The sequence below is a fragment of the Marinovum sp. 2_MG-2023 genome, assembly GCF_030548265.1.
Lineage (GTDB): Bacteria > Pseudomonadota > Alphaproteobacteria > Rhodobacterales > Rhodobacteraceae > Marinovum.
Genome location: NZ_JAUOSD010000002.1, coordinates 311,769 through 337,070, shown reverse-complemented (window position 1 = coordinate 337,070; position 25,302 = coordinate 311,769). Strand labels below are relative to the sequence as shown.

The 25,302-nt window shown below is 59.7% G+C and carries 22 protein-coding genes; 6 read left to right on the top strand and 16 right to left on the bottom strand.

Annotation, left to right across the window (positions count from 1 at the left end):
- Window positions 1-36: 36 nt before the first annotated feature.
- The 7 genes from Q4577_RS04410 to urtA form a co-directional block, all read right to left on the bottom strand.
- On the bottom strand, window positions 37-366 hold the full coding sequence (locus tag Q4577_RS04410) for a zinc ribbon domain-containing protein (protein WP_303468492.1): 330 nt from the start codon (window positions 364-366) through the stop codon (window positions 37-39).
- 51 nt (window positions 367-417) lie between these two features.
- Window positions 418-1,647, bottom strand: a complete 1,230-nt coding sequence (fmdA, locus tag Q4577_RS04405; RefSeq protein WP_303468493.1) for a formamidase — start codon at window positions 1,645-1,647, stop codon at window positions 418-420.
- A gap of 21 nt (window positions 1,648-1,668) precedes the next feature.
- The gene (gene urtE, locus Q4577_RS04400) at window positions 1,669-2,358 is read right to left on the bottom strand and encodes an urea ABC transporter ATP-binding subunit UrtE (protein WP_303468494.1); all 690 of its coding nucleotides are present in this window, start codon (window positions 2,356-2,358) and stop codon (window positions 1,669-1,671) included.
- A 9-nt stretch (window positions 2,359-2,367) separates the two neighbouring features.
- Window positions 2,368-3,120, bottom strand: coding sequence for an urea ABC transporter ATP-binding protein UrtD (gene urtD / locus Q4577_RS04395; RefSeq protein ID WP_336623643.1), 753 nt, complete (start codon window positions 3,118-3,120; stop codon window positions 2,368-2,370).
- Between the two features lie 6 nt (window positions 3,121-3,126).
- Window positions 3,127-4,251, bottom strand: coding sequence for an urea ABC transporter permease subunit UrtC (urtC, locus tag Q4577_RS04390; protein ID WP_303468495.1), 1,125 nt, complete (start codon window positions 4,249-4,251; stop codon window positions 3,127-3,129).
- A 16-nt stretch (window positions 4,252-4,267) separates the two neighbouring features.
- Window positions 4,268-5,194, bottom strand: a complete 927-nt coding sequence (gene urtB, locus Q4577_RS04385) for an urea ABC transporter permease subunit UrtB (RefSeq protein ID WP_303468496.1) — start codon at window positions 5,192-5,194, stop codon at window positions 4,268-4,270.
- A gap of 112 nt (window positions 5,195-5,306) precedes the next feature.
- Entirely contained in the window at window positions 5,307-6,578 is a 1,272-nt protein-coding gene (urtA, locus tag Q4577_RS04380; RefSeq protein WP_303468497.1) for an urea ABC transporter substrate-binding protein, read from the bottom strand.
- Between the two features lie 199 nt (window positions 6,579-6,777).
- Here urtA and Q4577_RS04375 point away from each other — a divergent pair, with 199 nt between their 5' ends.
- From Q4577_RS04375 to Q4577_RS04365, 3 genes are all read left to right on the top strand, one after another.
- Window positions 6,778-10,155 carry an ATP-binding protein gene (locus Q4577_RS04375; RefSeq protein WP_303468498.1) on the top strand — a complete coding sequence of 1,126 codons (3,378 nt, stop codon included), beginning with the start codon at window positions 6,778-6,780 and terminating at the stop codon, window positions 10,153-10,155.
- A complete protein-coding gene (locus tag Q4577_RS04370; protein ID WP_303468499.1) occupies window positions 10,152-11,084 on the top strand; it encodes a DNA-binding response regulator in 933 nt (310 codons plus the stop codon). The genes Q4577_RS04375 and Q4577_RS04370 overlap by 4 nt, the downstream gene beginning before the upstream one ends.
- Window positions 11,085-11,191: 107 nt before the next feature.
- A complete protein-coding gene (locus Q4577_RS04365; protein WP_303468500.1) occupies window positions 11,192-11,404 on the top strand; it encodes a glycosyl hydrolase-related protein in 213 nt (70 codons plus the stop codon).
- Window positions 11,405-11,528: 124 nt separating this feature from the next.
- Here the strand turns inward: Q4577_RS04365 and Q4577_RS04360 are convergent, their stop codons facing one another.
- The 3 genes from Q4577_RS04360 to Q4577_RS04350 form a co-directional block, all read right to left on the bottom strand.
- Window positions 11,529-12,731: an alpha/beta fold hydrolase gene (locus Q4577_RS04360; protein WP_303468501.1), complete on the bottom strand. Its 1,203-nt coding sequence runs from the start codon at window positions 12,729-12,731 to the stop codon at window positions 11,529-11,531.
- Between the two features lie 64 nt (window positions 12,732-12,795).
- A complete protein-coding gene (locus tag Q4577_RS04355; RefSeq protein WP_303468502.1) occupies window positions 12,796-13,764 on the bottom strand; it encodes a hypothetical protein in 969 nt (322 codons plus the stop codon).
- Window positions 13,758-14,525 (bottom strand): MipA/OmpV family protein, encoded by a 768-nt coding sequence (locus Q4577_RS04350; protein ID WP_303468503.1) that lies wholly within the window; start codon window positions 14,523-14,525, stop codon window positions 13,758-13,760. The genes Q4577_RS04355 and Q4577_RS04350 overlap by 7 nt, the downstream gene beginning before the upstream one ends.
- A 208-nt stretch (window positions 14,526-14,733) precedes the next feature.
- Here Q4577_RS04350 and Q4577_RS04345 point away from each other — a divergent pair, with 208 nt between their 5' ends.
- On the top strand, window positions 14,734-15,396 hold the full coding sequence (locus Q4577_RS04345) for a response regulator transcription factor (RefSeq protein WP_303468504.1): 663 nt from the start codon (window positions 14,734-14,736) through the stop codon (window positions 15,394-15,396).
- A complete protein-coding gene (locus Q4577_RS04340) occupies window positions 15,396-16,727 on the top strand; it encodes a HAMP domain-containing sensor histidine kinase (RefSeq protein ID WP_303468505.1) in 1,332 nt (443 codons plus the stop codon). The genes Q4577_RS04345 and Q4577_RS04340 overlap by 1 nt, the downstream gene beginning before the upstream one ends.
- A gap of 160 nt (window positions 16,728-16,887) precedes the next feature.
- Here the strand turns inward: Q4577_RS04340 and Q4577_RS04335 are convergent, their stop codons facing one another.
- The 4 genes from Q4577_RS04335 to Q4577_RS04320 all read right to left on the bottom strand — a co-directional run bounded on the left by Q4577_RS04335 (window position 16,888) and on the right by Q4577_RS04320 (window position 20,201).
- Window positions 16,888-17,304, bottom strand: coding sequence for a universal stress protein (locus Q4577_RS04335; RefSeq protein WP_303468506.1), 417 nt, complete (start codon window positions 17,302-17,304; stop codon window positions 16,888-16,890).
- 11 nt (window positions 17,305-17,315) lie between these two features.
- Entirely contained in the window at window positions 17,316-18,614 is a 1,299-nt protein-coding gene (locus Q4577_RS04330) for a TRAP transporter large permease (RefSeq protein ID WP_303468507.1), read from the bottom strand.
- The gene (locus Q4577_RS04325) at window positions 18,611-19,141 is read right to left on the bottom strand and encodes a TRAP transporter small permease (RefSeq protein ID WP_303468508.1); all 531 of its coding nucleotides are present in this window, start codon (window positions 19,139-19,141) and stop codon (window positions 18,611-18,613) included. The genes Q4577_RS04330 and Q4577_RS04325 overlap by 4 nt, the downstream gene beginning before the upstream one ends.
- A 94-nt stretch (window positions 19,142-19,235) precedes the next feature.
- Window positions 19,236-20,201, bottom strand: a complete 966-nt coding sequence (locus Q4577_RS04320; RefSeq protein WP_303468509.1) for a TRAP transporter substrate-binding protein — start codon at window positions 20,199-20,201, stop codon at window positions 19,236-19,238.
- Window positions 20,202-20,437: 236 nt separating this feature from the next.
- On the opposite strand from Q4577_RS04320, the gene Q4577_RS04315 reads away from it, so the two are divergent.
- The gene (locus tag Q4577_RS04315; protein WP_303468510.1) at window positions 20,438-21,136 is read left to right on the top strand and encodes an aspartate/glutamate racemase family protein; all 699 of its coding nucleotides are present in this window, start codon (window positions 20,438-20,440) and stop codon (window positions 21,134-21,136) included.
- Here the strand turns inward: Q4577_RS04315 and Q4577_RS04310 are convergent.
- Entirely contained in the window at window positions 21,125-23,920 is a 2,796-nt protein-coding gene (locus tag Q4577_RS04310) for an FAD-binding and (Fe-S)-binding domain-containing protein (RefSeq protein ID WP_303468511.1), read from the bottom strand. The genes Q4577_RS04315 and Q4577_RS04310 overlap by 12 nt on opposite strands.
- On the bottom strand, window positions 23,920-25,290 hold the full coding sequence (locus tag Q4577_RS04305) for a VOC family protein (protein WP_303468512.1): 1,371 nt from the start codon (window positions 25,288-25,290) through the stop codon (window positions 23,920-23,922). Before Q4577_RS04305 ends, Q4577_RS04310 begins: the two co-directional genes overlap by 1 nt.
- Window positions 25,291-25,302: the final 12 nt, after the last annotated feature.

Sequence of the window (25,302 nt, the reverse complement as noted above, 5' to 3'; positions counted from 1 at the left end):
CATGCCCAACCGGGATCGCCGCAAAGCCACCCGAAATCAGTGCGAAATCATCCAGGGCCGGGCCGAGGGGAAGCTTTTGGAACCGTCGGGACGATGCAGCGTGCGGCTGGGTTTCTTCTTGCCAGAGCAACAGCCGCAGCCGGGTCCGTGGCTGCGCGTCGACTTTGGCTCATGTGATGCGCGTTCGTTGGTGGCAAAGGCGGTGCGCCGGCCGGCGTCCATATTGGCCAGGATCGGTGCCCGCAAAATCGCGCGGCGGGCCGAAACACCGCAGTCCGGGCAATCACAGGGCTGATCGAAATTGGCCATGCTGGTCTGTTCAGTGAACGGGCCGCAGGTCTCGCAGAGATAATCGTAATAGGGCATTTGCGCCTCCTGGGCGAAAAGGGGCGGACACAAAGGCCCGCCCGTCAAAGGTTAAAGATCGGGTGCCAGCGGAATGTCGATGGAGCCGTCGAAATGCTTCGTCGGCCCGTCGCTGCCGGGCATGATGTCGAAATCAAAGATCTCGTTCGGCAGCCAAAGCGTGGCACAGGCGTTGGGAATATCAACCACCCCCGAAATATGCCCCTGCACCGGTGCGGTGCCAAGGATCGCATAGGCCTGCGCCCCGGTATAGCCGAATTTCTTGAGGTATTCGATGGCGTTAAGACATGCCTGACGATAGGCGATGTGAACGTCCAGATAGTGCTGGCCACCGTCTTCATCGACCGAGATACCCTCAAAGATCAGGTAATCGTCATATTTTGGCGTGATCGGCGAGGGTTTGAAAATCGGGTTCTTGATCCCGTATTTCTCCATCCCGCCTTTGATGACCTCCACCTGGATATGCAGCCAGCCAGCCATTTCAATCGCACCACAGAAGGTGATTTCGCCGTCACCCTGGCTGAAGTGCAAATCGCCCATCGAAAGACCCGCGCCGTCGACATAGACCGGGAAATAGCAGGTAGAGCCGCGCGACAGATCCTTGATGTCGCAGTTGCCGCCATGTTCACGCGGCGGCACGGTGCGCGCGCCTTCGGCGGCGGCGGCCATGCGTTCTTCGCCCTTCATCGCGCCCATATGGGCGGATTGTGTCGTCGGCAGCGCGGCCAATTGCGGGGTGCGGTCGGGATCGGTGTCAAACAGCCCCTTCTCGCGGGTGTTCCACATATCCAGCATCTTGCGATCCGGCAAACAGCCGATCAAACCCGGGTGGATCAACCCGGCGTATTTCACCCCCGGCACGTGGCGCGAGCTGGTGAACATACCGTGGAAATCCCAAATGGATTTCTGCGCTTCGGGGAAATGTTCGGTCAGGAAACCGCCGCCGTTCTGTTTGGAAAAGAAACCGTTGAAGCCCCAGTTCATCTCTTCCTTGGCACCGATGTCCAGGATGTGAACCTTCAGCAAATCGCCCGGTTCGGCCCCTTTGACGCCAATAGGACCAGAGAGATAGTGCACCTGCTCCAGCTCGACATCGCGCACGTCGGCGGCATCGTCGTTATTGGCGATCTGCCCACCGGTCCAGTCGTAGGTCTCGATCTTGAAATCATCGCCCGGCTCAACCCAGACGGCAATTGGAATGTCCGGGTGCCAACGGTTGTGCACCTTTTCATTGGTATGTGGGCTTTCCGAAAGATCGACGGAAATCAGCGTGTCTGCCATGGTAAAACTCCCTGTATTGGTTCAGACGGAAAGAAATTTCGAGACTTTGGCCTCGTCGACATTTTCGCGCGGGCTGTCGTGGACAAAGGCGCCGTTTTCGATCACCACCACCCGGTCCGCGACATCGAGCGCAAAGCTCAGAACCTGTTCCGACACGATGATCGACAGGCCCTTTTCGTCGCGAATACGGCGCAGCGTGCGGGCCATTTCGCGAATGATCGAAGGTTGGATGCCTTCGGTCGGCTCATCCAGCAGCAGCACCTTGGGCTTTGAGGCCAGCGCGCGCGCGATGGCCAATTGCTGTTGCTGCCCGCCCGACAGGTTGCCGCCACGGCGGCCCTTCATTTCCAGCAGCACGGGGAACAATTCATAAATATCCTCGGGCACCGACCGTTCGCCGGTCACGGTCAGACCGGTTTCGACATTTTCCTGCACGGTCATCGACGAAAAGATCATCCGCCCCTGCGGCACATAGGCAATGCCGCTGGCGACCCTTTGGTGCGGCTTTTGCGTGGTGACATCGGTGCCGTCGATGCTGACCGTGCCATGGCGCGGCGGCACCAGCCCCATCAGCGATTTCATCAGCGTCGTCTTGCCCATGCCGTTGCGCCCCATGATCGCAACAATCTCGCCGGGGGCGACATCGAGGTTCAGACCGTGAAGCACTTCGCTTTCGCCATAGGACGACCGGAGTTCGTTTATATTCAGCATGTTGACCTCTCAGTGACCCAAATAGACTTCGACGACCTTGGGGTCGTTCTGGACGTGATCCATCGAACCTTCGGACAGCACCTTGCCCTGGTGCAAAACGGTGACGCGGGTGGCGATATCGGCGACAAACCCCATGTCATGCTCGATCACGATGACCGAGCGATCCGCGATGATCCGGTTGAGCAGCTCTGCGGTTTTCTTGCGCTCGGCCACCGACATGCCGGCCACCGGCTCGTCCAGCATCAAAAGCTCTGGGTCTTGAATCAGCAGCATCCCGATTTCCAGCCATTGTTTCTGGCCGTGGCTGAGAAAGGCCGCCTTTTGGGTCAGATGGTCGCTGAGAAAGATCATCTCGGCGATCTCTTCGATCCGCGTCTTGACCTCGTCATCACGTTTGAAAAACAGCGCGCCAAAAACGCCATGGCCCTTGGGAAAGCTCAGCTCAAGATTGGCAAAAACCGACAGATCCTCATAAACCGAAGGTGTCTGAAACTTGCGCCCGACCCCGGCATGCACGATCTGATCCTCGCGCATTTTCAAAAGGTCCGCGCCCTTGAAGGCAACATTGCCCGAGGTCGCCTTGGTCCGGCCGCAGATCAGGTCAAGCACCGTGGTCTTGCCCGCGCCATTGGGGCCGATGATCACGCGGCATTCATTGGGTTCGACATAGAACGACAGGTCATTGACCGCCTTGAACCCGTCGAAGGACACGGTAAGCCCTTCGACCATCAGCACATATTTCGGGTTGGTCATATCAAGCATCAGAGATCACTCCGCCGGGGTGGCATTGGGCATCGGCTTGGTGCCGCGCCGGGTGAGTTTCAGAAGACGCGGCTCGATCTGTTCGGCCCAGACACCGGCCAGACCGTTGGGAAAGGCCATGACCACCGTGATAAAGAGCGCGCCAAGACCCAGCAGCCAAAGTTCGGGAAAGCTTTCCGAGAAGGATGTCTTGGCCCAATTCACCAAAAGCGTGCCCCAGACCGCGCCAAGCAGTGACAACCGGCCGCCAACCGCCGCAAAGATCACCATTTCGATCGACGGCACGATGCCGACAAAAGAGGGCGACATGAAACCAACCTGAAGGGTGAACATCGCGCCGCCGATGGCCGCAAATGCCGCGCCAAGGCAGAAGACAAAGATCTTGAAGTTGGCGACGTCATAGCCGGAAAACCGCACCCGGTCCTCCTGATCGCGCATGGCAATCAACAGACGGCCAAGTTTGGATTTGCGCACGAATTGCGCCGCAAACAGCACGACAAACAGCAACGCACCGTTGACGAAATACAGCGCGGTCTTGGCCTCGTCTGTGCGGATGTCCCAGCCATGCAAGGTGCGCAGATCGGTGATGCCGTTGACGCCGCCGGTAAACCCCTGCTGGCCGATGATCAGGATGGTCAGGATTGCGGCGATGGCCTGGGTGATGATGGCAAAGTAGACCCCGCCGACGCGGCGGCGAAACATCGCCACGGCAATGATATAGGAAAACAGCACCGGCACCGCGATCACCGCAAAGATGGTGAAGGTAAAAGAGTTGAATGGTTCCCACCACCACGGCAGGGCGGTCAGCTGGTTCCAATCCATGAAATCCGGGATGCCGGGGGTGGATTGAATGGCGGTATTTTCGGGGCTTGAGGCCTCAAGCTTGAGGAACATCGCCATGCAATAGCCGCCAAGGCCGAAAAAGACGCCCTGACCCAGCGACAGGATGCCGCCGACACCCCAGCAGAGGACAAGGCCCACCGCGACAAAGGCATAGGTCAGGTATTTGCCGAAAAGGTTGAGCCGAAATGGCTCCAGCAGCATCGGGAAGACCACAAAGACCACCGCCGCGAGCAAGGCAAAACCGATCATGTCGCGAGGGGAAAGGAAGGCGTGGGTGTGGGTTTTCATCTGTCTATCCTCCGGGTCACTTGCGCAGCTTGAGGGAAAAGAGCCCCTGTGGGCGCAGCATCAGGATGCCAACCACGGTCAGCAGGGTAAGTACCTTGGCCATCGAGCCAGAGAGGAAGAACTCCATGATCGATTGTGCCTGGCTGATCGAAAAGGCCGACGCGATGGTGCCCAGAAGGCTGCCGGCGCCGCCGAAGACCACCACAAGAAACGTGTCGACGATATATTGCTGGCCCGCTGTCGGTCCGGTTGATCCGATCATGGTAAAGGCGCTGCCAGCAACCCCGGCCACGCCGCAGCCAATGCCAAATGTCATCCGGTCGGTCAGCGCGGTGTTGATGCCCACGGCATCGGCCATCTGCCGGTTGTTGTTGATCGCGCGCACCTGCTGGCCCCAACGCGAGCGGTACATCATGATGTAAACGCCGGTTGAAATGCCCACCGCAAGGATCATCACGAAAATGCCGTTGATCGGCACTTCGATCATATCGGTCAGCGGCATCGACCCCATCATCCAATCGGGAATGGTGACGCCCACCTCGCGTGCGCCGAAAACCGACCGGTAAATCTGTTGCAGGATCAGGCTCAGACCCCAGGTCGCGAGCAAGGTATCAAGCGGGCGCTTGTAAAGATGTCGGATCATGGCCCATTCGACAAACATCCCCAACGCCCCCGCCGCCATGAAGGCGAGGATCATCGCCACAAAGAAATAGCCCGAAAACAGCGCGGGCATATGATCGCCAAAAAGGTTGGACACCAAATAGGTGACATAGGCCCCAAGGATCATGAATTCGCCATGCGCCATGTTGATGACGCCCATTTGGCCAAAGATGATCGCAAGGCCCAGCGCCATCAGGACGAAGACCGAAAAGAGGATGAGACCGGCAAAGCCCTGCATGGCGAAAATCGCACCGAGCTCGCTGGTCGTGTATTCGGAGAACATGGCTCACCTTTTCGAATGTGGCAGGAAGGAATATGTGGCAAGAGGCTGCCCCGCGCCGGTGCGGCGCAGGGTCAAGTGCAGGGGAACTGGCATTCCCCTGCGACGTCGGGGCTTATTGATAGCCCTCGGGGAAGGGATCGGGTTCGACCAGATCGGCGGTCTCATACACCACTTCATATTGGCCATCGGATTTGGCCAGGCCGACACGGGTCTTGGACCAGAGGTGATGATTTTCATGGACCTCGACATAGCCTTCGGGCGCGGTTGGCAATTCGATCCCGGGCGACGCTTCGCGCACCTTGTCGACATCGAACGAACCGGCCTTTTCAACCGCTGCTTTCCACAGCCATGGGCCAAGATAGGCGGCCTGTGTCACATCGCCGATCACCATGTCCTCGCCCCACATTTCCTTGAAGGCGGCCACGAATTCGGCGTTGTTGTCGTTTTCCAGCGATTGGAAGTATTTCATGCAGGCATAGGCGCCGTCGATGTTTTCGCCGCCAATTCCGCGGATCTCGTCCTCGGTGACCGAAATGGTCAGCAGGATCGGATCTTCCTTGGTCATGTCGATGCCCGCAGCCTTGAGCTGCTTGTAGAATGCGACGTTGGACCCGCCCACGACGATGGCATAGATCACATCCGGCTTCTTCAGACGGATCTTGTTGATCACAGAGTTAAACTGTGTATGGCCGAGCGGGTAGTAATCTTCGCCCACGACCTTGCAGCCGTCCATGTAGTTTTCGATGTGCTTGCGCGCGATCTTGTTCGATGTGCGCGGCCAGATGTAGTCAGAGCCAAGCAAATAGAAGCTTTTGGCGCCCTTGGTTTTATTGACCCAGTCGAGACCGGCAATAATCTGTTGTGTCGCCTCCTGGCCGGTGTAAATGACATTCGGGCTCTGCTCGAGGCCCTCGTAGAAGGTCGGATAATAGAGCATGCCGTTATACTGCTCGAACACCGGCAGAACCGCCTTGCGGCTGGCCGAAGTCCAGCACCCCATGACCGAGGCGACCTTGTCCTGCACCAGCAGTTTCTTGGCCTTTTCGGCAAACGTCGGCCAATCCGAACCGCCGTCTTCCTGGACATATTCGATCTTGCGGCCAAGGATACCGCCCTGGGCATTGATCTGTTCGATCGCCAGTTTTTCGGCCTGAACCGACCCGGTTTCCGAAATCGCCATTGTGCCGGTGACCGAATGCAGAATGCCGATGGTCACGGTGTCATCGGTGACGGCCAGCCCGGTGGTGTTGACGGCTGCGGTCGGAAAATCCGCAGCGCGCAATGTCTTGGGCGCAAAAAGCGTCGCGGTCAGCGCCGCGCCCCCGGCCAGCACAGCGCGTCGGCTGAGCCCCTTGGTTCCTTGTGAATTGTCGGATTTTGTCATAGGTGCCTCCTTTTTGATCTGTCGATCGAAGTAATGGTCAATGGTGTTGACCCGAGGCTGACAGCAAATGCTGCAGTGCGGTATACGTCGATTGACGTATAGGAGTGCGCGTTTTTCCCGACCATCATTGGACAGGCCCCGCAGCGGGTGAAAATCAATCGCTCCGACAGGGGTGGTACAAGACAGGAAAAGTGTGGTCGTGGCATTTCACGCAACTGGCGGACGCAGAAGTTACAACCGTTGGGTCGCCAACGAAACGATGGAAGATTTCGCCCTGCGCTTTACCGCGCGGCGCGCGCGGCGTTGGGGCTTTGGCCGGGTTGCGAATACTGCGCTTGGGTCGATCTCATTCCTTGCGCTGGAAACCATCGGCGGTGCGATCACCCTGACCTATGGCTTTGACGCGGCGATCCTTGCCATCATGCTGGCGGGGTTGATCCTGTTTCTGACGGGCGGCCCGATCAGCTATTATGCCGCCCGCTACGGCGTCGACATTGATCTGCTGACGCGCGGGGCGGGTTTTGGCTATATTGGCTCGACGATCACCTCGTTGATCTATGCCAGCTTTACCTTCATCTTTTTCGCGCTGGAGGCCGCGATCCTCGCCTTTGCGCTGGAATTCTGTTTCGGCGTGCCGGTGGCCTTGGGCTATCTTCTGTCTGGATTGGTGGTCATCCCGTTGGTGGTGAACGGCTTTTCCAAGATTTCAGCCTTCCAGGCCTGGACCCAGCCGCTGTGGATCGGGCTGCATATCCTGCCGTTTGCGCTTCTGGCTTTGTCCGGGGCCGAGCTGACCAGCTGGACCAGCTATACCGGGGTGCGCGGGGCGGAAGGCCCGACAATGATGATGGTCGGCGCCGCAATGGGGGTTGTGTTGTCGTTGATTGCCCAGATCGGCGAACAGGTGGATATTCTGCGGTTCCTGCCCGAACCGCGCAATGCACGCGAGCGGCGGCGCTGGTGGGCGGCGATGCTGGCGGCGGGGCCGGGCTGGACGGTTCTGGGCGTGGCCAAGATGCTGGCCGGCTCCTTCCTTGTGACCCTGGCGGTCAATGCCTCGGTCCCGCTGCGGCAGGCCACCGATCCGACACGGATGTATTACGCGGCCTATGAGGCGGTGATGCCCTCGGCCTTGTTGGCGCTGGTGCTGACCGGGGCTTTCGTGATCTTGTCCCAGCTCAAGATCAACGTGACCAACGCCTATGCCGGGTCGATCGCATGGTCGAACTTCTTTTCCCGGCTGACCCATTCGCACCCCGGTCGGGTGGTCTGGCTGGTCTTCAACGTGGCGATTGCGCTGATGTTGATGGAACTGGGCGTGTTCCACGCCATCGAGTCGATCCTCGGGCTCTATTCCCATGTCGCGCTTGCCTGGATTGGCGCATTGACCGCCGATCTGGTGATCAACAAGCCCCTGGGTCTAAGCCCGCGCGGGATCGAATTTCGCCGCGCGCATCTCTATGACATCAACCCGGTCGGCACCGGCGCGATGGGGGCCGCGGTGGTGCTGTCGCTGATGGCCTACACCGGGGTGTTCGGGGCGCTGGCCGAAAGCTTTTCGGCGCTGATCGCATTGGGCATGGCCATGCTGATGGCGCCGCTGATCGCGTGGTGGACCGGCGGCCGCTATTACATCGCCCGTCCCGCGCCCGAGCTGGCCCCGCAGAAGCCCCAACATACAGGCCAGAATGCAGGCCAAAATCCGAGCCGCGTTGCGGGCCAGACAACCGAATGCTGTGTCTGCGAGTTCCGGTTTGACGCCGAAGACATCACCGATTGCCCGTTCTACGCCGGCCCGATCTGTTCGCTTTGCTGCACGCTCGATGCCTCTTGTCGCGATGCCTGCAAGCCGCAGGCGCGCATCGGCCAGATGTTCACCCAGGCGATGAAACAGCATCTGCCGGACCGGATTTACCGCGTGTTGGCAACGCGGGTGGCGCTTTTTCTGGCCGCAACCTCGGTGCCGGTCTCGGTCTTTGCGGTTTTGCTGCTGCTGATCCGGGCCAGCGCACAGAACGGCACGCTCGACGCGGTTTTGGCGGTGATCTTCTGTTCTGTCCTCGTGGTGATCGGGGTCATTGTCTGGACCTTCCTGTTGACCGCCGAAAGCCACCACAAGGCCCGCGACGAGGCGGACATCCAGACCCAGCGGCTCTTGCGCGAGGTGCGGGCCCACGAACGCACCGACGCCGCACTTCAGGCCGCCAAGGAAAAGGCAGAGGCCGCCAACCTTGCCAAAACCCGCTACATGGCCGGCATCAGCCATGAATTGCGAACGCCATTGAACGCGATCTACGGCTATGCGCAGGTGCTTGAACGCGACGAAAGCCTGCCGCGCAAAAACCGCAGCGCGGTGCAGGCGATCCGGCGCGGATCGGAACATCTGGCCGGGTTGATTGAAAACCTGCTGGATATTTCCAAGATCGAGGCCGGCCGGTTGGAAATTCACCGGGACCGCATCGACCTTCCCGCCCTGCTGGGGCAGGTCTCGGCGATCTTTGAACGGCAGGCCCGCGAAAAGGGGCTTGATTTCGGCATCACCACCGAAGGCAAGCTGCCCGATTGGGTCGATTTTGACGAAAAGCGGCTGCGCCAGATCCTGATCAACCTTTTGTCGAATGCCATCAGCTACACCCCCGGCGGTTCCGTCAGCCTGTCGGTGTCTTATCGCAACGAAATTGCCCGCTTTGAAATCAGTGACACCGGCATCGGCATCGACCCGCAACAGATCGACCGGATCTGGAAACCGTTCGAACGGCTGGCCCAGAAATCCGCCGGCGGTTCCGGGCTGGGGCTGACCATCACCCGCCTGTTGGTCGAGATCCTTGGCGGTGAAATCACGGTAGACAGTGAACCGGGACGCGGCACCACCTTTACCGTGCGCCTGATGCTGCCATCGGTGCAGGGCGTGCCGTCGCACAGCGGTGGCTGGGGCCGGACCGAGGCGACCTCTGCCACCGGATACGAAGGCGCCCGCAAAACCATCATGGCCGTCGATGACGACGCCGATCATCTGCGGCTTCTGGAAACGGTGCTGCGGCCGCTGGGCTTTCTGCTGCAACCCTTTGCCGACGCCGAAACCGCGCTCAGCTTTGTGGATGAGTTCACCCCGGATCTTTTCCTGCTGGATATCGACATGCCGGGGATGACCGGCTGGGAACTGGCCGAGGCGCTGCGCGCGCGGCCGAAATATCGCGCCACGCCGATTGTCATGGTCACCGGTCACGCGCTGGAGGCACGCCAACCGGTGGACCGCGAGCGGCTCTATGATGCATTTGTCGTCAAACCCTATTCGCAGAACGATCTGATTTCGCGGCTGTCACAGCTGCTCAAAGTCGATCTGACGTTCGATGCGCCGCCGGAACCGGAACCCGCGACCTCTGCCTTGCCGCGCGAAGCGGTGCGGCGGTTGATTGAACTGGCGGACATCGGCCATGCGGCCGGCGTGCTGCGCGAGCTTGACGCGCTTGACCAGGCTGGCGCACTGGATGGCAGATTACGGCGGCAGCTGGACGGACATCTGGCGCAATACGACCTCACCGCTGTGGCGCGGGTGCTGAAGGAGATCGAGAGATGACAGCCATAGCCGACAGCGGGCGTTACATTGTTTTGGTGATCGACGATGCGCCGGAAACTCTGGGGTTGGTGAGTGACGCGCTTGAGGGCGGCGGCATGACCGTGCTGGTGGCGCGTTCAGGCGAAGAAGGGCTGCGCCTGACCCAACGGGTGCGCCCCGACGTGATCCTGCTCGACGCGATCATGCCCGGCATGGATGGGTTCGAAACCTGTCGACGGCTCAAAGCGCCACCGATTTCCGAGACTGCGCCGGTGATCTTCATGACCGGGCTGACAGAGGCCGAACATATCCTTGCCGGGCTGAATGCCGGGGGCGTGGATTACGTGACCAAACCGGTGGTTGTCGACGAATTGATCGCCCGGATCACCCGGCATGTGATGAACGCCCGCGCCATCCAATCGGCGCGCACGGCGCTGGACTATGCCGGACAGATGGTGATCGCCGTCCTGCCCGACGGCCACCTGTCCTGGGGAACCGCAGGCGCGCTTGACGAAATCGGCGGCGAGTTCCCGTCGGGCCGCGCCAGCGACCGTCTGCAAAGCTGGCTGGCCGAGGTCGCCAGACTGCCGGTCTCTCAGGCCCGACCATTGATGCTGGGGGAAATGACGCTTGCGCTGATCGGCTTTGCCGAGGGCGAGTTGATGATCCGCCTGCGGTCGGGTGGCGGCCAGTCCGAAAACCAGCGGCTTGCCTCGGGCTTTGGGCTGACGGCACGCGAGGCCGAGGTGCTGCTCTGGCTGTCCCATGGCAAGACGAACCGCGACATCGCCGATATCCTGTCGGTCAGCGCGCGGACCGTGAACAAGCACCTTGAACAGGTGTTCCACAAGATGGGCGTCGACAACCGCACTTCGGCGGCGGTGTTGGCGGACAGGGTGCTCCAGAGCGGCGCTCTGCCCCAGTCGCCCCAAGGGTCCAGCCCCCCGTAACGGATCGCGCCTGTGCCCCGGGGCCTTAGGCCGGTCCGCTCACGCGCGTCGCCACGTCGATTGTCACCTCCGTCAGATTGGGGGTTCCGGGACTGGGGCCCCAGCCTGTGCCGACGCTTGGCCGCACGATCTACGAGGCCGGCCGCTGCCGTGGCCCCGTCATCGTGACATTTCCACAAGGTGTTTCGGATGTCCTTGTCTGTGATTTGCCTGAGCAGGAGATCGTGCAGCTGGAGGTGGTCGATCGCTCGGTTGTTGTGCCGCTCAAACCTTTTGAAATCGTTTCATTGCGCTGTTGTCCCAAAGAGGTGACGACCTGAACCGCCCCGGATTTACCAGAGAGTAAAACACTCCGAAGGTGGGCCAGATAACAAAGGCTAAACATACCCCGCCCTTTGCATCGGGCACGCGCAGAGCGGCCCGATACAGAGGTTTGCGTGCCGGCTAGTGACGGATTTTGCCTGCGATCCAGGCCGCTATGACCGGCTCTCGGTATTTGTGTTCCGGGCAGTGGCCTTCTTCGTGAAACACCAGCGTTTCCACATCCGTGCCGCGATCTGCAAGCCTGCGCATCTCATTCAGCGGGGCCACCGGATCATCATGGGTTGTCACCGCGAACAGCGGTGTCGAAATCGGGTCGCTTTCGAATGCGCCGGACTGTCCGATTGCAAAGGCTCTGACCTTTTCTGCAAACACCTCCCATGAGGTGTCGAGCGGCAGGCCGATCCGGGTTTTCAACCCATCCATGGTGTAGGCCGGAAGCTGGGCATAGGCCTCGGCGGGTGCCAGAAACGGCGCATGCAGCGGACCGCAGGTATAAATCACCCCGGCCAGGTCAAGCTCCGGGTGCAGCGCCCACAGCCGCGCGGCGGAATGGCCGCCGAAACTGACGCCCTGCGCAAAGATGTTGTTGCTTTGCAGCCTTGGATCGTTTTTGGCCCAGTCAATCGCCGTCAGGTGAAGCTTCTCCGACTGACCATCCGCCATGTCAAAGGCATCTGACCGGCCCAGACCGGGCAGGTCAATGGTCAGATAGGCGATCCCCTTGGGCATGAGGTGCTCGGTGAAATAGGTCATCGCCAACACGCTGGACATGTCAGACCCGTTGGAGAAAACCAAAACCGGAAACGGGCCTGTGCCCTTTGGCAGATGCAGATGCGCGGTAAATTTGCGCCCGTCGCGTTCCAGTTCGATTTCCTCGTAAATGGCAATGCCGTCCATCGCCTTGGCATAGGCGGTGCGCGCCTTTTCCAACGCATCGGCCATGCCGGGCTGGTTGGTATGGGGGGCCGACGCGGTATGATAATATGTCATGGCCGCCTGAAACCGCCCCTCTGCCATGGCCTGGTCGCCGGCGGCGCTGAATTCATAGATCCAGTTGCCCGGCCCGAAATCGCGAAGAGTGTCCGGCTGATCGGGGTTGGTGCGGGGGCCTTGGGCCTTTTCGATCCGGGTCAGAACCGCTGCGATCTCGTCCGCGTCACCGCCAAGATACACCCAATTGTCCGGTTCGACAGGATGATACCAGTCCAGATCCGCCATGGCGCGAAATTTGCTGCTGTCCATCTGTTGGGCCACCAGACCGGTCGCCCCCGAGGTAAGGACTGAAAGCGCGATACTGAACATAAGAAGTGTGTGTTTTGACATGTGATGTCTCCTGAGAAGATTGGAATTCATGGGCCGCAGGCATCGCAATGCCCAGGGGCCCGGGTCAGTCGTGGTGCGCCGCCAATTCAAGAACCCGCAAAGGCGGGGTTTCCTGATAATATTCGTGGTCCTGCGCCAGAAAGAGCTTTCCATCGCCATGCGCGATGCCCGACAGCGTTGGCAGACCCTCAAGCCCCCAAACGCGGGTCAGGCGCCCGGTGTCGATGTCAAACCACAACAGCACGCTGCTGCGGTCCGACAGAACGACCAACTGGTCCCCGACCACCGTCATCCCGGCCACGTTGGCCTCGTTCAGCAACAGGCCAAGGACCGCGGCATCGTGGACCGGGCTGTGCAGGTTCAGACGGCGCAGGTACTTGCCATCGGTGGCATATTCGGAAATTGCCACCCCCTGCCCGTCATTGGGCGAAAAGGCCGCGAACAACGTGTCGGTCCCCCCCCGATAGGCAAGACCGGCCACTTCGGGCACCGCCGTCGCACCCTTTTGCGGCTCAAGCCGCCACCGGGCGTTCAGCGTGATCGCATCATCTGTTCGGAACAGCCTGAAAAGCTGATCATTGCCGCCGACAACAAAAAGCTCATCCGCGCTTCTGCCGAAACTCGCCGCTTCAAGATAGCCTTGCCGCAGCGCAAGCGGCCCACCGCGCAGCCAGGTGGTATCCTGCTCCTGCACGTTTGACGCCTCTGGGGTGACCCGGCCAAGGTGAACGCTGGACATATCGGTGGAGATCAACACCTCGTCGCCGAACACGCCCAGCCCCGAGGGCTGAAGCACCCCGGCGGGCAAGGGCAGCGCCCGCCATTCGGACAGGGACACAACCCGGTCCAAACCCAACGGAAACCCGTGCGGATCATAGTATTCCACCGGCTCGTCTCCAAAAGAGAACAGAACGTCGACAACGGGTTTGGCATCCAGCAACAGATACAGGCCCGCAATGGCGATTGCCCCGGACAACAGACCACGTGCCGGGCCAACCATCGGGAACCGCGGATGTTTCCTTGCAATTACCATGTATACAACACCCCCATCCCGAGGGAGGTCTGGCCTTCCGCACCATAGTCCGCGACCAGCGGGCTGTCCGCCGCATCGCCCAACAATTTGCTGTAAGCGGCCTCTCCGACAAGCGCCCAGTTCTTCGTCAGACCATAGCTGCCGGACAGCGACACCCCGACATCTTTCCATCCCGCGCTTGCATCGTGCTGCGCCATGACAAGATCCGCATTGGCGGATTGCGTGGACGAGATGCCGAACATCGTCGACATGTAATTGTCATCGGCCCAATTGGCGTGAATGCCGAATTCCACCTTGCCGCGTTCGCCCGCAAACCCGACACCATAGGCCGCCCCGACACCGATCCTGGTGCCCTCTCTGTCGCCACCCAGATCACGTTCCACGTCCAACCCAAAGCTGACATCACCCGTGGCAAGCGCGACGCCGTATTCCAGTTTGGCCAGAAAGGTGGCGGTCGAGTCGACATCGCCCAGCCCCTTCAGGGCCTTGTTGTCGTCTTCCGCCCGGCCAAAATCATAGCCAAGGCCAACATCGGCGCGCCAGCCGTGTGATTCAAACGCCTTGACCGTAAGCGTCGGCCCCTCCAGCGTTGAAAATGTGATCCGATCGTTCCAGCCAAGGTGCACAAGCGGCACGGCGCTGGTCTCGTAATCGTCGGAACCTTCGTAATCGGCCTGTTGGCTGGCGCCGAGGCCCAGGGAAAAGGAAAACTTTGTGTCGCCCGGTCCATAGTCATGGCTTTCCTGCGCCCGGGCCTGCATCGTTTGCGCCCCAACCGCCAAAAGAAAGAGCCCAGCCCTCAAAATCGCCGTTGACTGAGGAAGTCTTGATAAGGTCATGTTCGCTGCTCCGCGTTTCAGATGCCGCCCTATCGGGCAGGAATCTGAACCCAGGCTGAGCCGCGTAAAAAAGGTGTTCAGCTTGCGTTAAGCTTGACCCGCTGAGAGGGCATCCGACAAAGGAACACAGATGCGCGTTTTGATTATTGAGGATGACGAAGTCATTGCAGATGCTGTCGGCATCCGGTTTCGCCGGGATGGCGTGCAGCTTGACCACCTTGTCAGCTGCGAAGATCTGTCCCCCAGCGACGCGGATGCCGATTTCGATGTGATCGTGTTGGATCTGGGCCTGCCCGGCGCGGACGGGTTGGATTTCCTGCGCGCCCTGCGCCGCACTGGCAGCGCCGTGCCGGTGCTTGTCTTTACCGCGCGATATGCCGTCACCGCCCGTGTCGAGGCGTTGAACCTTGGGGCGGATGATTACCTGACCAAACCCTTTGACATGGACGAATTGATGGCCCGGTGTCGCGCTCTTGCACGTCGGCGCGGCGGCTGGACCCCAAGCTTTCTACGGCACCGGGATCTGACGCTGGACATCGCGGCCAACAGCGGCAGGATCGGGGATCGACCGCTTCGGCTCAAACCCAAGGTGTTCCAATTGCTGCAGTATTTCATCGAAAACCGGGGCCGCGTTTTGACAAAATCCATGATCGAATCCCAATTGTACGGCTGGAACGGAGAGGTGGAAAGCAACACAATCGAGGTTTTCGTGTCCCAGATCCGCCGCGAAATCGGCTCTGATTATATCAAGACCATACGCGGGGTTGGATATCTCATGGCGCGTGACGATTGATGAACAGCATTCAGCAAACCGTCTTTCTGCGGGTGATCATCGCCACCGCATCCTGTAGCATTTCGCTTTGTCTGGTGGTGTTCCTGCTGGTCTCGCAGGAGTTTCGCAGCGAGCTGCAAAGCCAGTCACGCCACGCGGCAGAGCTGTTGTTGACGCTGGCCAAGGATGCCGACCCAAGCACCCTTGCCGATATGCCCCGCGACCTGTCTTTGGCCATTGCGCAGGACCGCGAATATGTTCTGTTCATCCATGATGGCGGCCGCGTGACCTATGCCTCCTGGACCGACATCGCCCCGGACATTTCTGCACTGGCCGGTGACACGCTGGTTATCGAGGGTCGCACATATCTGATGGAACGCCAGCAAGACCATGAAACCGGGGCGGTGGTCGCGGTGGGGGTGCTGAAAGAGGAAACCTACTTTGCCTCGCTGGAAATCGTTGGCTATACTGTGGTCCTCTTTCTGCTGGTCATGGGCTTTATGCTGTGGCTGATCCGGCGGGCCATCACCGTCGGAATGCGCCCGATACACCGGTTGGCCAATGCGGTGTCACAACGACATGCCACCCGGCTTGATCCAATAGATCTGGATCTTCCCAGCGAGCTCAGGCCGATCTCGGACGCGACAAATGCCTTTTTGCGGGAACTTCACAGCGCCTTGGTCCGCGAACGGGAATTCGTGTCAAATGCGGCGCATGAATTGCGCACCCCTCTGGCGGGCATAATCGCCCAGGTCGATGCGGTGCCAGTTCAGGAGGTTTCGGACAATGTGAAAGGTCAGCTGGACAAGATACGCACATCTGCGCGGCGCTCTGCCCGGCAGGTGGGGCAATTGCTGGACCTTGCCTTTGCCGAGTCGCAGGCCGATGAGGTCAACCAGCCGGTTGATTTACGACAGGTCCTGAAAGAGGTGCTGATCGAACACGCCCCCACGGCCCTGCAACAGGACACCGAGGTCGAGTTGATCGCCGATGCACCGGCGATGGTGGCATTGCCGGAAACGTCGTTGCAGATCATTTTTCAGAACCTTGTTGGCAATGCCGTCAGATACTGCGACCGTCCGGGCAAGGTGCTGGTGACATGTGCGGCAACCGTCGACGGATTTGCGGTGACAATCGCGGACAATGGCCCCGGGCTTTCTGCGTCTGACATTGAACGGCTGACCAAACGCTACACCCGTGGCCGGGCCGATTTTCATGCCGATCGCGGGCATGGGCTGGGCCTGTCGATTGTTTCCGAACTTTGCGTGGCGATGGAGCTGCACCTGTCTTTCGACATGTCCGACGATTTGGGCGGGCTGTGCATTTGCGTTCATAGCGGTCCGCCGCGCTAACCTCAGATGGCGGCATTTGGCATCGGGATCGCGCGCGCGCCAGACTTGCCCGCAACCACCTTTCAACCGCCGGGCAGATGTCTGGGCCGCATGTTGCATTATGCGACCCAATGCGGCCTGATATCAAAAGCGGTTCAATCGCTGCGCCGCCGCACCCCCATCAATTCCGCATAACGTGGACATCACATGGGGCGTGGCGCACGATTTGCGCGGCATGGGTTCCAAGCGTGCTGAGGTGGCTGCCGGATCGCACCGCATTCAGCACAAGAACCGATGCATCCGTCACCTTGGCAAGTTCCAGAATCTGATCGCCGATCCCCCCACGCAGGACATGGCGGCGGGCACCATCCAGACCGGATTGAGCCATCAGTTTTCCAAGCTCCGCATGTGCACGCTCTGCCGCGTTGTCCTGACTTTCCTTGGACACATAGGGTTCGACATAACTGTAGAACCCGTAAGGCATGACATAAGCCACATGCAAATCCGCCCCATCGTATCGGGCCCTGGCCTTTGCCAATAGCGCCGCGGCAGAGTCCGAATGGGCAATGTCGACAAGAACGATAATCGTATCAGGCATGTCGCGCGCTCCTATTTGCTAAGGGCTTCGGGCAGCCATGTCGCCATGGCCGGAAACAGGAACAACAAGACGATGAAGGCCGCCATGACAAGAAACATCGGGAATGACGCGCGCCCGATAAAGCCCATGTCGCGCCCCGTCATGCCTTGCAGCACGAACAGGTTGAACCCGATGGGCGGCGTGATTTGCGCCATTTCGACAACGATCATGACGTAGACGCCAAACCAGAGCATATCAAAACCCGCCGCACGCACCATGGGTTCGATGACCGCCATGGTCAGAACAATCGAACTGAGCCCATCAAGAAAACAACCAAGGACGATGTAAAACAGCGTCAGAATGACGATCAACATGACCGGCGAGAGATCCCATGTCTCGATCCCCTCGGCCAGGGCACGTGGAATGCCGGTGAACCCCATGGCAAGCGACAGAAACCCCGCCCCCATCAGGATCATCATGATCATGGCGGTCGTCCGGACCGATCCCATGATGCTTTCTTTCAGGGTCTCGATCGACAGGGTGCGCTGCACCGCGGACAAGACAATTGCCCCGAACACACCCAGGGCCGATGCCTCGGTTGCGGTGGCAATGCCGGTATAGATTGACCCGATCACCGCCATGATCAGGCACAACACCGGCAACAGATCCAGCAAACGCCGCCCCATGCCCGATGTATCGACATCCGCAATCGGATTGAATGTGCCTTTGTTCAGCAGGGACCAAGCGATGACATACACCATGAAACAAAGCGCCAGCACCAGGCCGGGGATCATCGCCGCCATGAACAGCTTCGAGATGCTTTCGTTTACCGTGACCCCGAACACGATCATTGCAATCGACGGCGGGATCAACAAACCCAATGTGCCCGCACCCGACAACGTGCCGATGATCATATGTTCGGGATATTTGCGGCGCCGCAGCTCCGGGATCGACATTTTGCCAACCGTTGCCACCGTCGCGGCGGATGACCCCGAAATTGCGGCAAAGATGGCGGATGCGCCAATATTGACGTGCAACAGCCCACCGGGCAGCTTGCGCATGAACGGCGCAAGACCACGAAACAGCGTTTCCGACAATTTCGTTCGAAATAATATTTCACCCATCCAGATGAACAACGGAAGGGCGGTCAACGTCCAGGACGACTGCTCGCCCCAGATTGTCAGCGCCATGGAATCGCCAATCGGTCGCGATGTGAAAAGCGCCAGGCCAATGGCGGCCGTGGTCAAAAGAGCGGCCCCAACCCACACGCCCAAGGCAAGCAGTGAAAAAAGAGAGCCGACAAAAATCAGGATTGCGAGGGACTCGGTCATACTTCGTTCACTCCTTCAGAGTCGCTGGTTTCAGGATTGACGCGGTCGTAGTCGACCAGGGTTTCGACCAACAAATGAACGACAGAGATTGCAAACAGCACCGCCCCGATTGCGACGGGTGTCTGCGGAATCCACAGCAAAATGGCATCCGCGCCTTCGCTGCGTTCATGGAAATCGTAACTGAACCAGACAAGACGACACATGTAGAATGCAAAGTAACAAATCACCGCGGCCATGATGCCCAGACACAGGGTTTCCAACGCCCGGCGCATCGGCCCGGTCGCCCGGTTGAGAAGCAGCGCCACCCGAATGTGGCCGTTTGTACGAAATGTGTAAGACAGGGCAAGGAATGTGCTGGTGGCCATCACGTAACCCGCAAGATCATTCACACCACCAAGGTACAGGCCGAACAACCGCCCGGCGATGCTGTAAAGTATCATGCTGCACAGCCCGACAAGCAGCAGGCCGGAACAAAACCCGGCAATGACATAAAGCCTGTTCAGGGCTGATGAAACAGAATGCCACATAGTAATCTCTTTCTGGGAAACCGGTTGAAGAAGCCGGCACAGGTTTACCCGTGCCAGCCTCCGGGGTCTTTCGGGCGCGCAGGCCCGTTGCGCGTTACTCGGCTTCGAAGGCCGCGATGATAGCGGCGCCTACATCACCGGCACGTTCTTCCCAATCGGCGCGCAGATCGGCGCCAACGGACAGGAACCCATCCAGAACCTCGCCCCCAAGTGTGCTGACCTGCATGCCGTTTTCGACAAATTGTTCAACATACCAGACAGAAAGTTCCTCTGCCTTGGTCCAGCATGCGGTTTCTGCTGTCGCGGCGGCCGCGTGAATGGCGGTTTGCGTCGCCTCGTCTAGACCGTCCCAGGACCGGCCATTGGCAAAGACCATGTTGCGCGGCAACCAGGCCTGCACGTCGTAGTAAAACCCGACATGTTCCCACAGCTTGCGATCATATCCCGTAGACCCGGACGAGATCATGGATTGCGCAACGCCGGTTGCAAACGCCTGGCTCAGCTCGGCGGCTTCGATTGTGGTGGGCACCATGCCCAAACCTTCTGCCATGCGGGACGTCGTGGCATTGTAGGCCCGGAATTTCAAACCGCTGATCGCGTCAAGATCCGTGGCCTCCACAACCGAATAAAACCCCTGTGGTGGCCATGGACAGGAATACAGGAACACAAGCCCGTCTTCTTCCAGCGCGGCCTTCAAGGCAGGTTTCGATGCCTCGTACAGTTTGGCTGCGCCGTCAAAACCCGTCGCCAGAAATGGAACGGAATCGACCCCAAACACCGGATTCTCATTGGCCAGTGCGGAAATCAAACGTTCCCCCATGGGGGCAAGCCCACGGCGCACGGCACCATAGATTTCGGAACCACCAAACAAGGAACCACCGGGATGGGCGACGACATCAAGCTCCGTCTTTTCGGTGACCTCGGCTGCGAATGCTGCCGCGATTTCGGAATGATAGTTGGTCGCGGAATAGGCGAGCGCCAAATCCCAGGTTTCAGCTTGCGCCGCCCCCCCTGCCAACGAAATCGACGCAAGCGCGGTGTATGATAGAATTGTTTTCATGATTGGTCCCCTGACGGTTTGGCTGTTCTTTTTGTACTGCAAGCGTGGCGCAGAAGGTGCCGCCGTGCCAAGCCCGTTACTGTCGGATTTTTCTTTCATACCGTCACTTTGACGAAAGAGACCAGCAATCTGACTGCATTCCCGGCTTGAGCTTTGCCGCCGAAACAATCACCCTGAACCCTGCGGCCAGAAATGCCGCGCATTGATCCATGCACCCTGCTGAGGGCATCAAGAATATGACCCAACCACATCTTGGCATCTTGTCGCTGGACACGCAGTTTCCGCGCATCCTGGGGGATGTCGGCAACCCCGACAGCTATCCATTTGCGGCTTCGGTCAAGGTTGTCGATGGGGCCGACGCGACAAAAATCGTCAAGGACGGCCTGCCGGACGAGGCCATTCTGCGCAACTTTGAAACCGCCGCACGCACGCTTCAGGACAACGGCGCGCAAGCAATTGTATCGACCTGCGGCTTCCTGATCACGGCGCAATCGCACATCGCGGCGCAGGTGAAAGTACCGGTGATGTTGTCCGCGCTTTCCATGCTGCCAAGCGTGCGCGCAATGACCTCGGGGCCTGTGGGTATCCTGACGGCGTCGCGGTCTGCGCTTGGGGCAACGGCGCTCAGGGCCGCGCAGATCAGCCCGGATGACGTGGTCATTCAAGGCATGGAAAACGATCCGGTTTTCACCGGCGTCTTTTTGGCGACCCGCGCCCGGCAAGCGGTTGAATTTGATCGCGACCAAATGGAACAGGCCGTTGTGGCGCAGGCGAAATCCCTTGTCCAGAATGCACCGGATGTCGGGGCAATCTTGCTGGAATGCGGAAACTTGCCGCCCTATGCCGCTGCGATCCGTGCGGCCACGGGACGCCCGGTTTTCCATCTGCTGGATGCGGCCAAATTAATGATGGCCGCCAGCGGCTCAACCGCCTGATCGAAGGATGTCGCGCAGCGCCTCGATTGGATGGGCTGCGCGTTTTCCGGCAAAACGTTTCACCTGACAGCGACAGGAAAACCCGGTGGCCAGAACACGTCCTTCGGCGGCGGCCACCTTGTCTTTCCATGACAGATCAAACAGCGTCTTTGACATATCCACTTTTGTGGCTTCGTGCCCGAATGTGCCCGCCATACCGCAGCACCCCGTCTGCATGATTTCAAGGTGCACCCCAAAGCGTTGAAAAATGCCCGCCCAACGCGCCCCGACCTTGGGGTCAGCGGCGGTTTCGCTGCAATGGGTGAACAAGGTCAGCGCCGCATTCTGCGCAGTGGCGATGTCTTTGCGCATCCTTTCCTCCAGGAACTGATCAAGTGATCTGACCGGCGGAACATCCAACCCCAATTCGACATATTCATTTGAAAACATGGACAGAAACGAAGGTTCGATCGCGATCAATTGCGCCCCGCTGTCGGCCAGACAGGACAGGTCGCGCAAGCTCCGCGCAGCGGTTTTTTCAAACGAGCCCAAGGCCCCGATCACATGGGCGGGCTTTCCTGTCGCCACAGGCTTTGACACAGTGACATCATGCCCAAGCCGCACAAGGACCTCGGCGGCGGCATCCAGAACATCCCCGTCAAAAGTGGCCAGAAAACTGTCTGCGACCAAAACCAGCTTGCCAGACACCGTGGCGGGTCTGCGCATCGGCCGGACGGGCGGCAGATCAACCAAACCAACCCGGCGCAACACCGGTGACGCCCCCCGCATCGCGAGGTTTGACAACAGCGGCATGGCACGCATGACCGCCCCCATCGGTTCCAAAAGCGCAAGCAACCGGTGCGTTAGCGGCCTGCGATGGCGCGCATAATATCCGGCATAAAATCGGCTGCGCATTTTCGGGACATCGACCTTCACCGGACATTGCGACGCACAGGCCTTGCAGCCCAGACAATCCGACAGGCTGTCATGCAACGCGGTCTCCAGCGCGGTCAAATCCGCATCCGGCGTGTTTCGCGATTGCATCCGCGACCATGCGCGCAACATCGCGGCACGCCCCTTGGGGCTGCGGGTCCGGTCGCCGGTCGCCTTGTACGACGGGCACATGGCGTCGTCGAAATCTTGCCCCATGCATTGGCCATTGCCGTTGCATTTGATGGCAAGTTCGAAACTGCGGCTCAACTCCGAGGAAACCTGCGCATCCAGCGGCCCGCGAAACGGAACTTTGTCCAGCGGCGTCAGCGGCTGATCACTGTCCGGCATCGCGATCTTGCCGGGGTTGAACAGACCTTCTGGATCAAAGGTCGCCTTGATCCGACACATCACCGCATAGAGCCGCGGGCCAAAAACCTCGCGCCCGTATTCACCGCGAAACCCCTTGCCGTGTTCGCCCCAGATCAATCCCCCATGCGACAATGCCAGCGCATTCACCTGATCAGAGACTCGCCGGATCATGGCCGCATCTTCGGGCCGCCGCATATCCAATGCGGGCCGGACGTGCACACAGCCAACATCGGCATGGCCAAACATGCCATATTGCAGGCCCTCCTTGTCCAGGATCGCCCGAAAATCGGTCACAAAATCAGCAAGCCGTTCGGCGGGCACCGCCGCGTCCTCGACAAACGGCGTGCCTTGGCGGGTTGGGTCCATCCGGCCCAAAAGCCCGACGCATTTCGACCTTAACTGCCAAAGTTCGGCAATCACCGACGGGGCGGTCACCACTTGGAAATTGATCAGCTCGGCGGGGGCGCGGCCCAGCTGTTCAAGACGCGCCAAACCGGCGTCGACCTCTGCCTTGGTGGCGCCGATCACCTCGACAAAGTTCAAACCCTGCACGGGTCGGCCAACATCGCCCAGCACATTGGAAAGACTGCCCCAGACCGGGTCTTGCTTGGCAAGTGACAGGATTTTGTCGTCGATGAATTCAATCGCCACAGGCTCTGCCTGAACCAGACGTTGCACATCCCGCAGGGCCACCATCATGTCGCCATAGGCAAACACCGCCAAAGCGCGGGCCTTGGGTTTGGGCAGCAAACGCAGCTTCAGCCGCTTGGTCAGGGCAAGCGTGCCTTCGGAACCGCACAGCAATTTGACGAGGCTGTCTGACCGCAAGGTTTCTTGCAGGTTATAGCCGCTCAGACCGCGATTCATCACCGGAAAGACACGTGCGATTTCGTCTTCTTCAGGGCGCAACAACGCCTGGACATCTGCGCCAATATCCCCGGCATCGGCCGTGTTCAGATTGCTGCCATCCGCCAGCACCACATCCATTTCCAGAACATGATCCGACGTGCGCCCATAGACACGCGACCCCTTGCCCGACGCATCCGTCGCGGCCATGCCGCCCAGTGTGGCACGCGATGCCGTCGACACCGTGGGCGCAAAGAACATCCCAAACGCGCCCGCCGCACGGTTCAGCTGATCAAGGATCACACCGGGCTGTACAACCGCATAGCCTTCCTTCGGATCAATATCTTCAATCTGGGCAAGATACCGGCTGCAATCCACGCACACCCCATCGGTCAGGGATTGCCCGTTGGTGCCCGTCCCGCCCCCGCGCGCCGTCACCGTCACGCCAGTCTGTGACGCGGCTGTGGCGATCCGGTTCAAATCATCCGGGTCGCGCGGAAAAACAACCGCCAACGGGGGGAGTTCATAGACCGAATTATCGGTTGAAAACACGCTGCGGGTCGCGATGTCGCGGGCCATGTCACCGGTAAAACCCAGGGCATTCAGCGCCGTGACAAACCGCGCGAATGCGCTCTCGAACTCTCCCCCGTCTGGCACTATGCCACCAGTCTTTTCTTGATCAGATGGTCTTGCCCAAGTGCGGAGAGCGCCGCCATCCGGCTTGTCTCCTCGATCTCGGCATAAAGCGCCATTTCGTCGATCACCGTCGCCCCCAGGGCCTCTTCAAACGCGGCCTGATTTGCATTCGCGCTATAATTCGATTGATCATCGGCCCCAAGGTTGGACTGAAAGATGCCAGCCGCAGACACCGGCAGAAAATCCTCATACACTTGGGGATCGGCCGCCATGGCCCCCGCAGCAATCAGATCATCGACGGTTTCGGCCTTGTAATTTGCCGGGCCTGTGACCCGGTACTGAAAGAACGCAAGATCCTTGCGCCGCAGGCTGTCCAGATCATCCGGGAAGGTTTCAAAAGCAGCGCCCAGCACCGTCTCATAATTGCTTGACGGATCTCGGCTTGCCTCGGCTCGCACTGCGGTCAATGTGCGATCATACAGGGCACGACCCGCGGGTGTCAGCGCGACGCCGCGTTGCTCGATTTCGCCAAACCGTGCGGTGTGGCTGCCGGTATGCCCTTGAAATAACACCTCTTCCTCAAGCGCCTTGAAGGAGGTCTGGCGCAAAAGGATATCGGCCTTGCGCCGTGGCGGGCCTTCGATCACCGCTTTGGGGGTGATGCCACGGGCGGGCATTTGCGCCTGCACCGCATCAATGTCCAGCGTGCGTGGCGTCAGATGGTTGATATGCGGGCCCTTGAAGCTGACAACATCCGCAATCAAACGGTGCGCCGCGACCAGGGCGCCATAAGTCTTGGTGCAGACCGTGGCCTCGGAATGCCAGCGGAACGTTTCCAGCGCCTCTCGGACAAATTTATGCGCTTGGCCTTCGGTCAACCCGCCTTGGGTTTCCGCCAGCTCAATCAGCGCCCTGGCATCTGCGGTCACGATTTCGCGCAACGACAGAATATGTTCGGCTTTGGCCGCCAGGTCACGATCTTCGACCAGATCAAGCCGCAGCAGCGATGTGAAAACGCGAAACGGGTTTTTCTTGAGCGCCGCATCCTCAACAGGCCGAAACGCGGTGGAATGCACCGGGATACCCGCCACCGACAGATCGTAATAGCCCACCGGCAACATCCCCATCACCGCAAACATGCGGCGCACAAGGCTCAGCTCCTCAGCTGTGCCAAGGCGGATGGCGCCGTGACGTTCGCAATCCAGACGATCCAGCTCGCCCGCAGCCGCAAGCCGTGCATGAAGCGCGGGATCAGCTGCGAGCGTCTCTGCGTTTACATCACGGACCAGATCAATCAGCGTGCCATACTGGGGCACCTCTGTGCGATACATGTCCGACATTGCCTGTGAAAACAGGGATCTGATCTCGTCCGTGGTGCAAAAGCTTTTCATCGGTTCACCTTC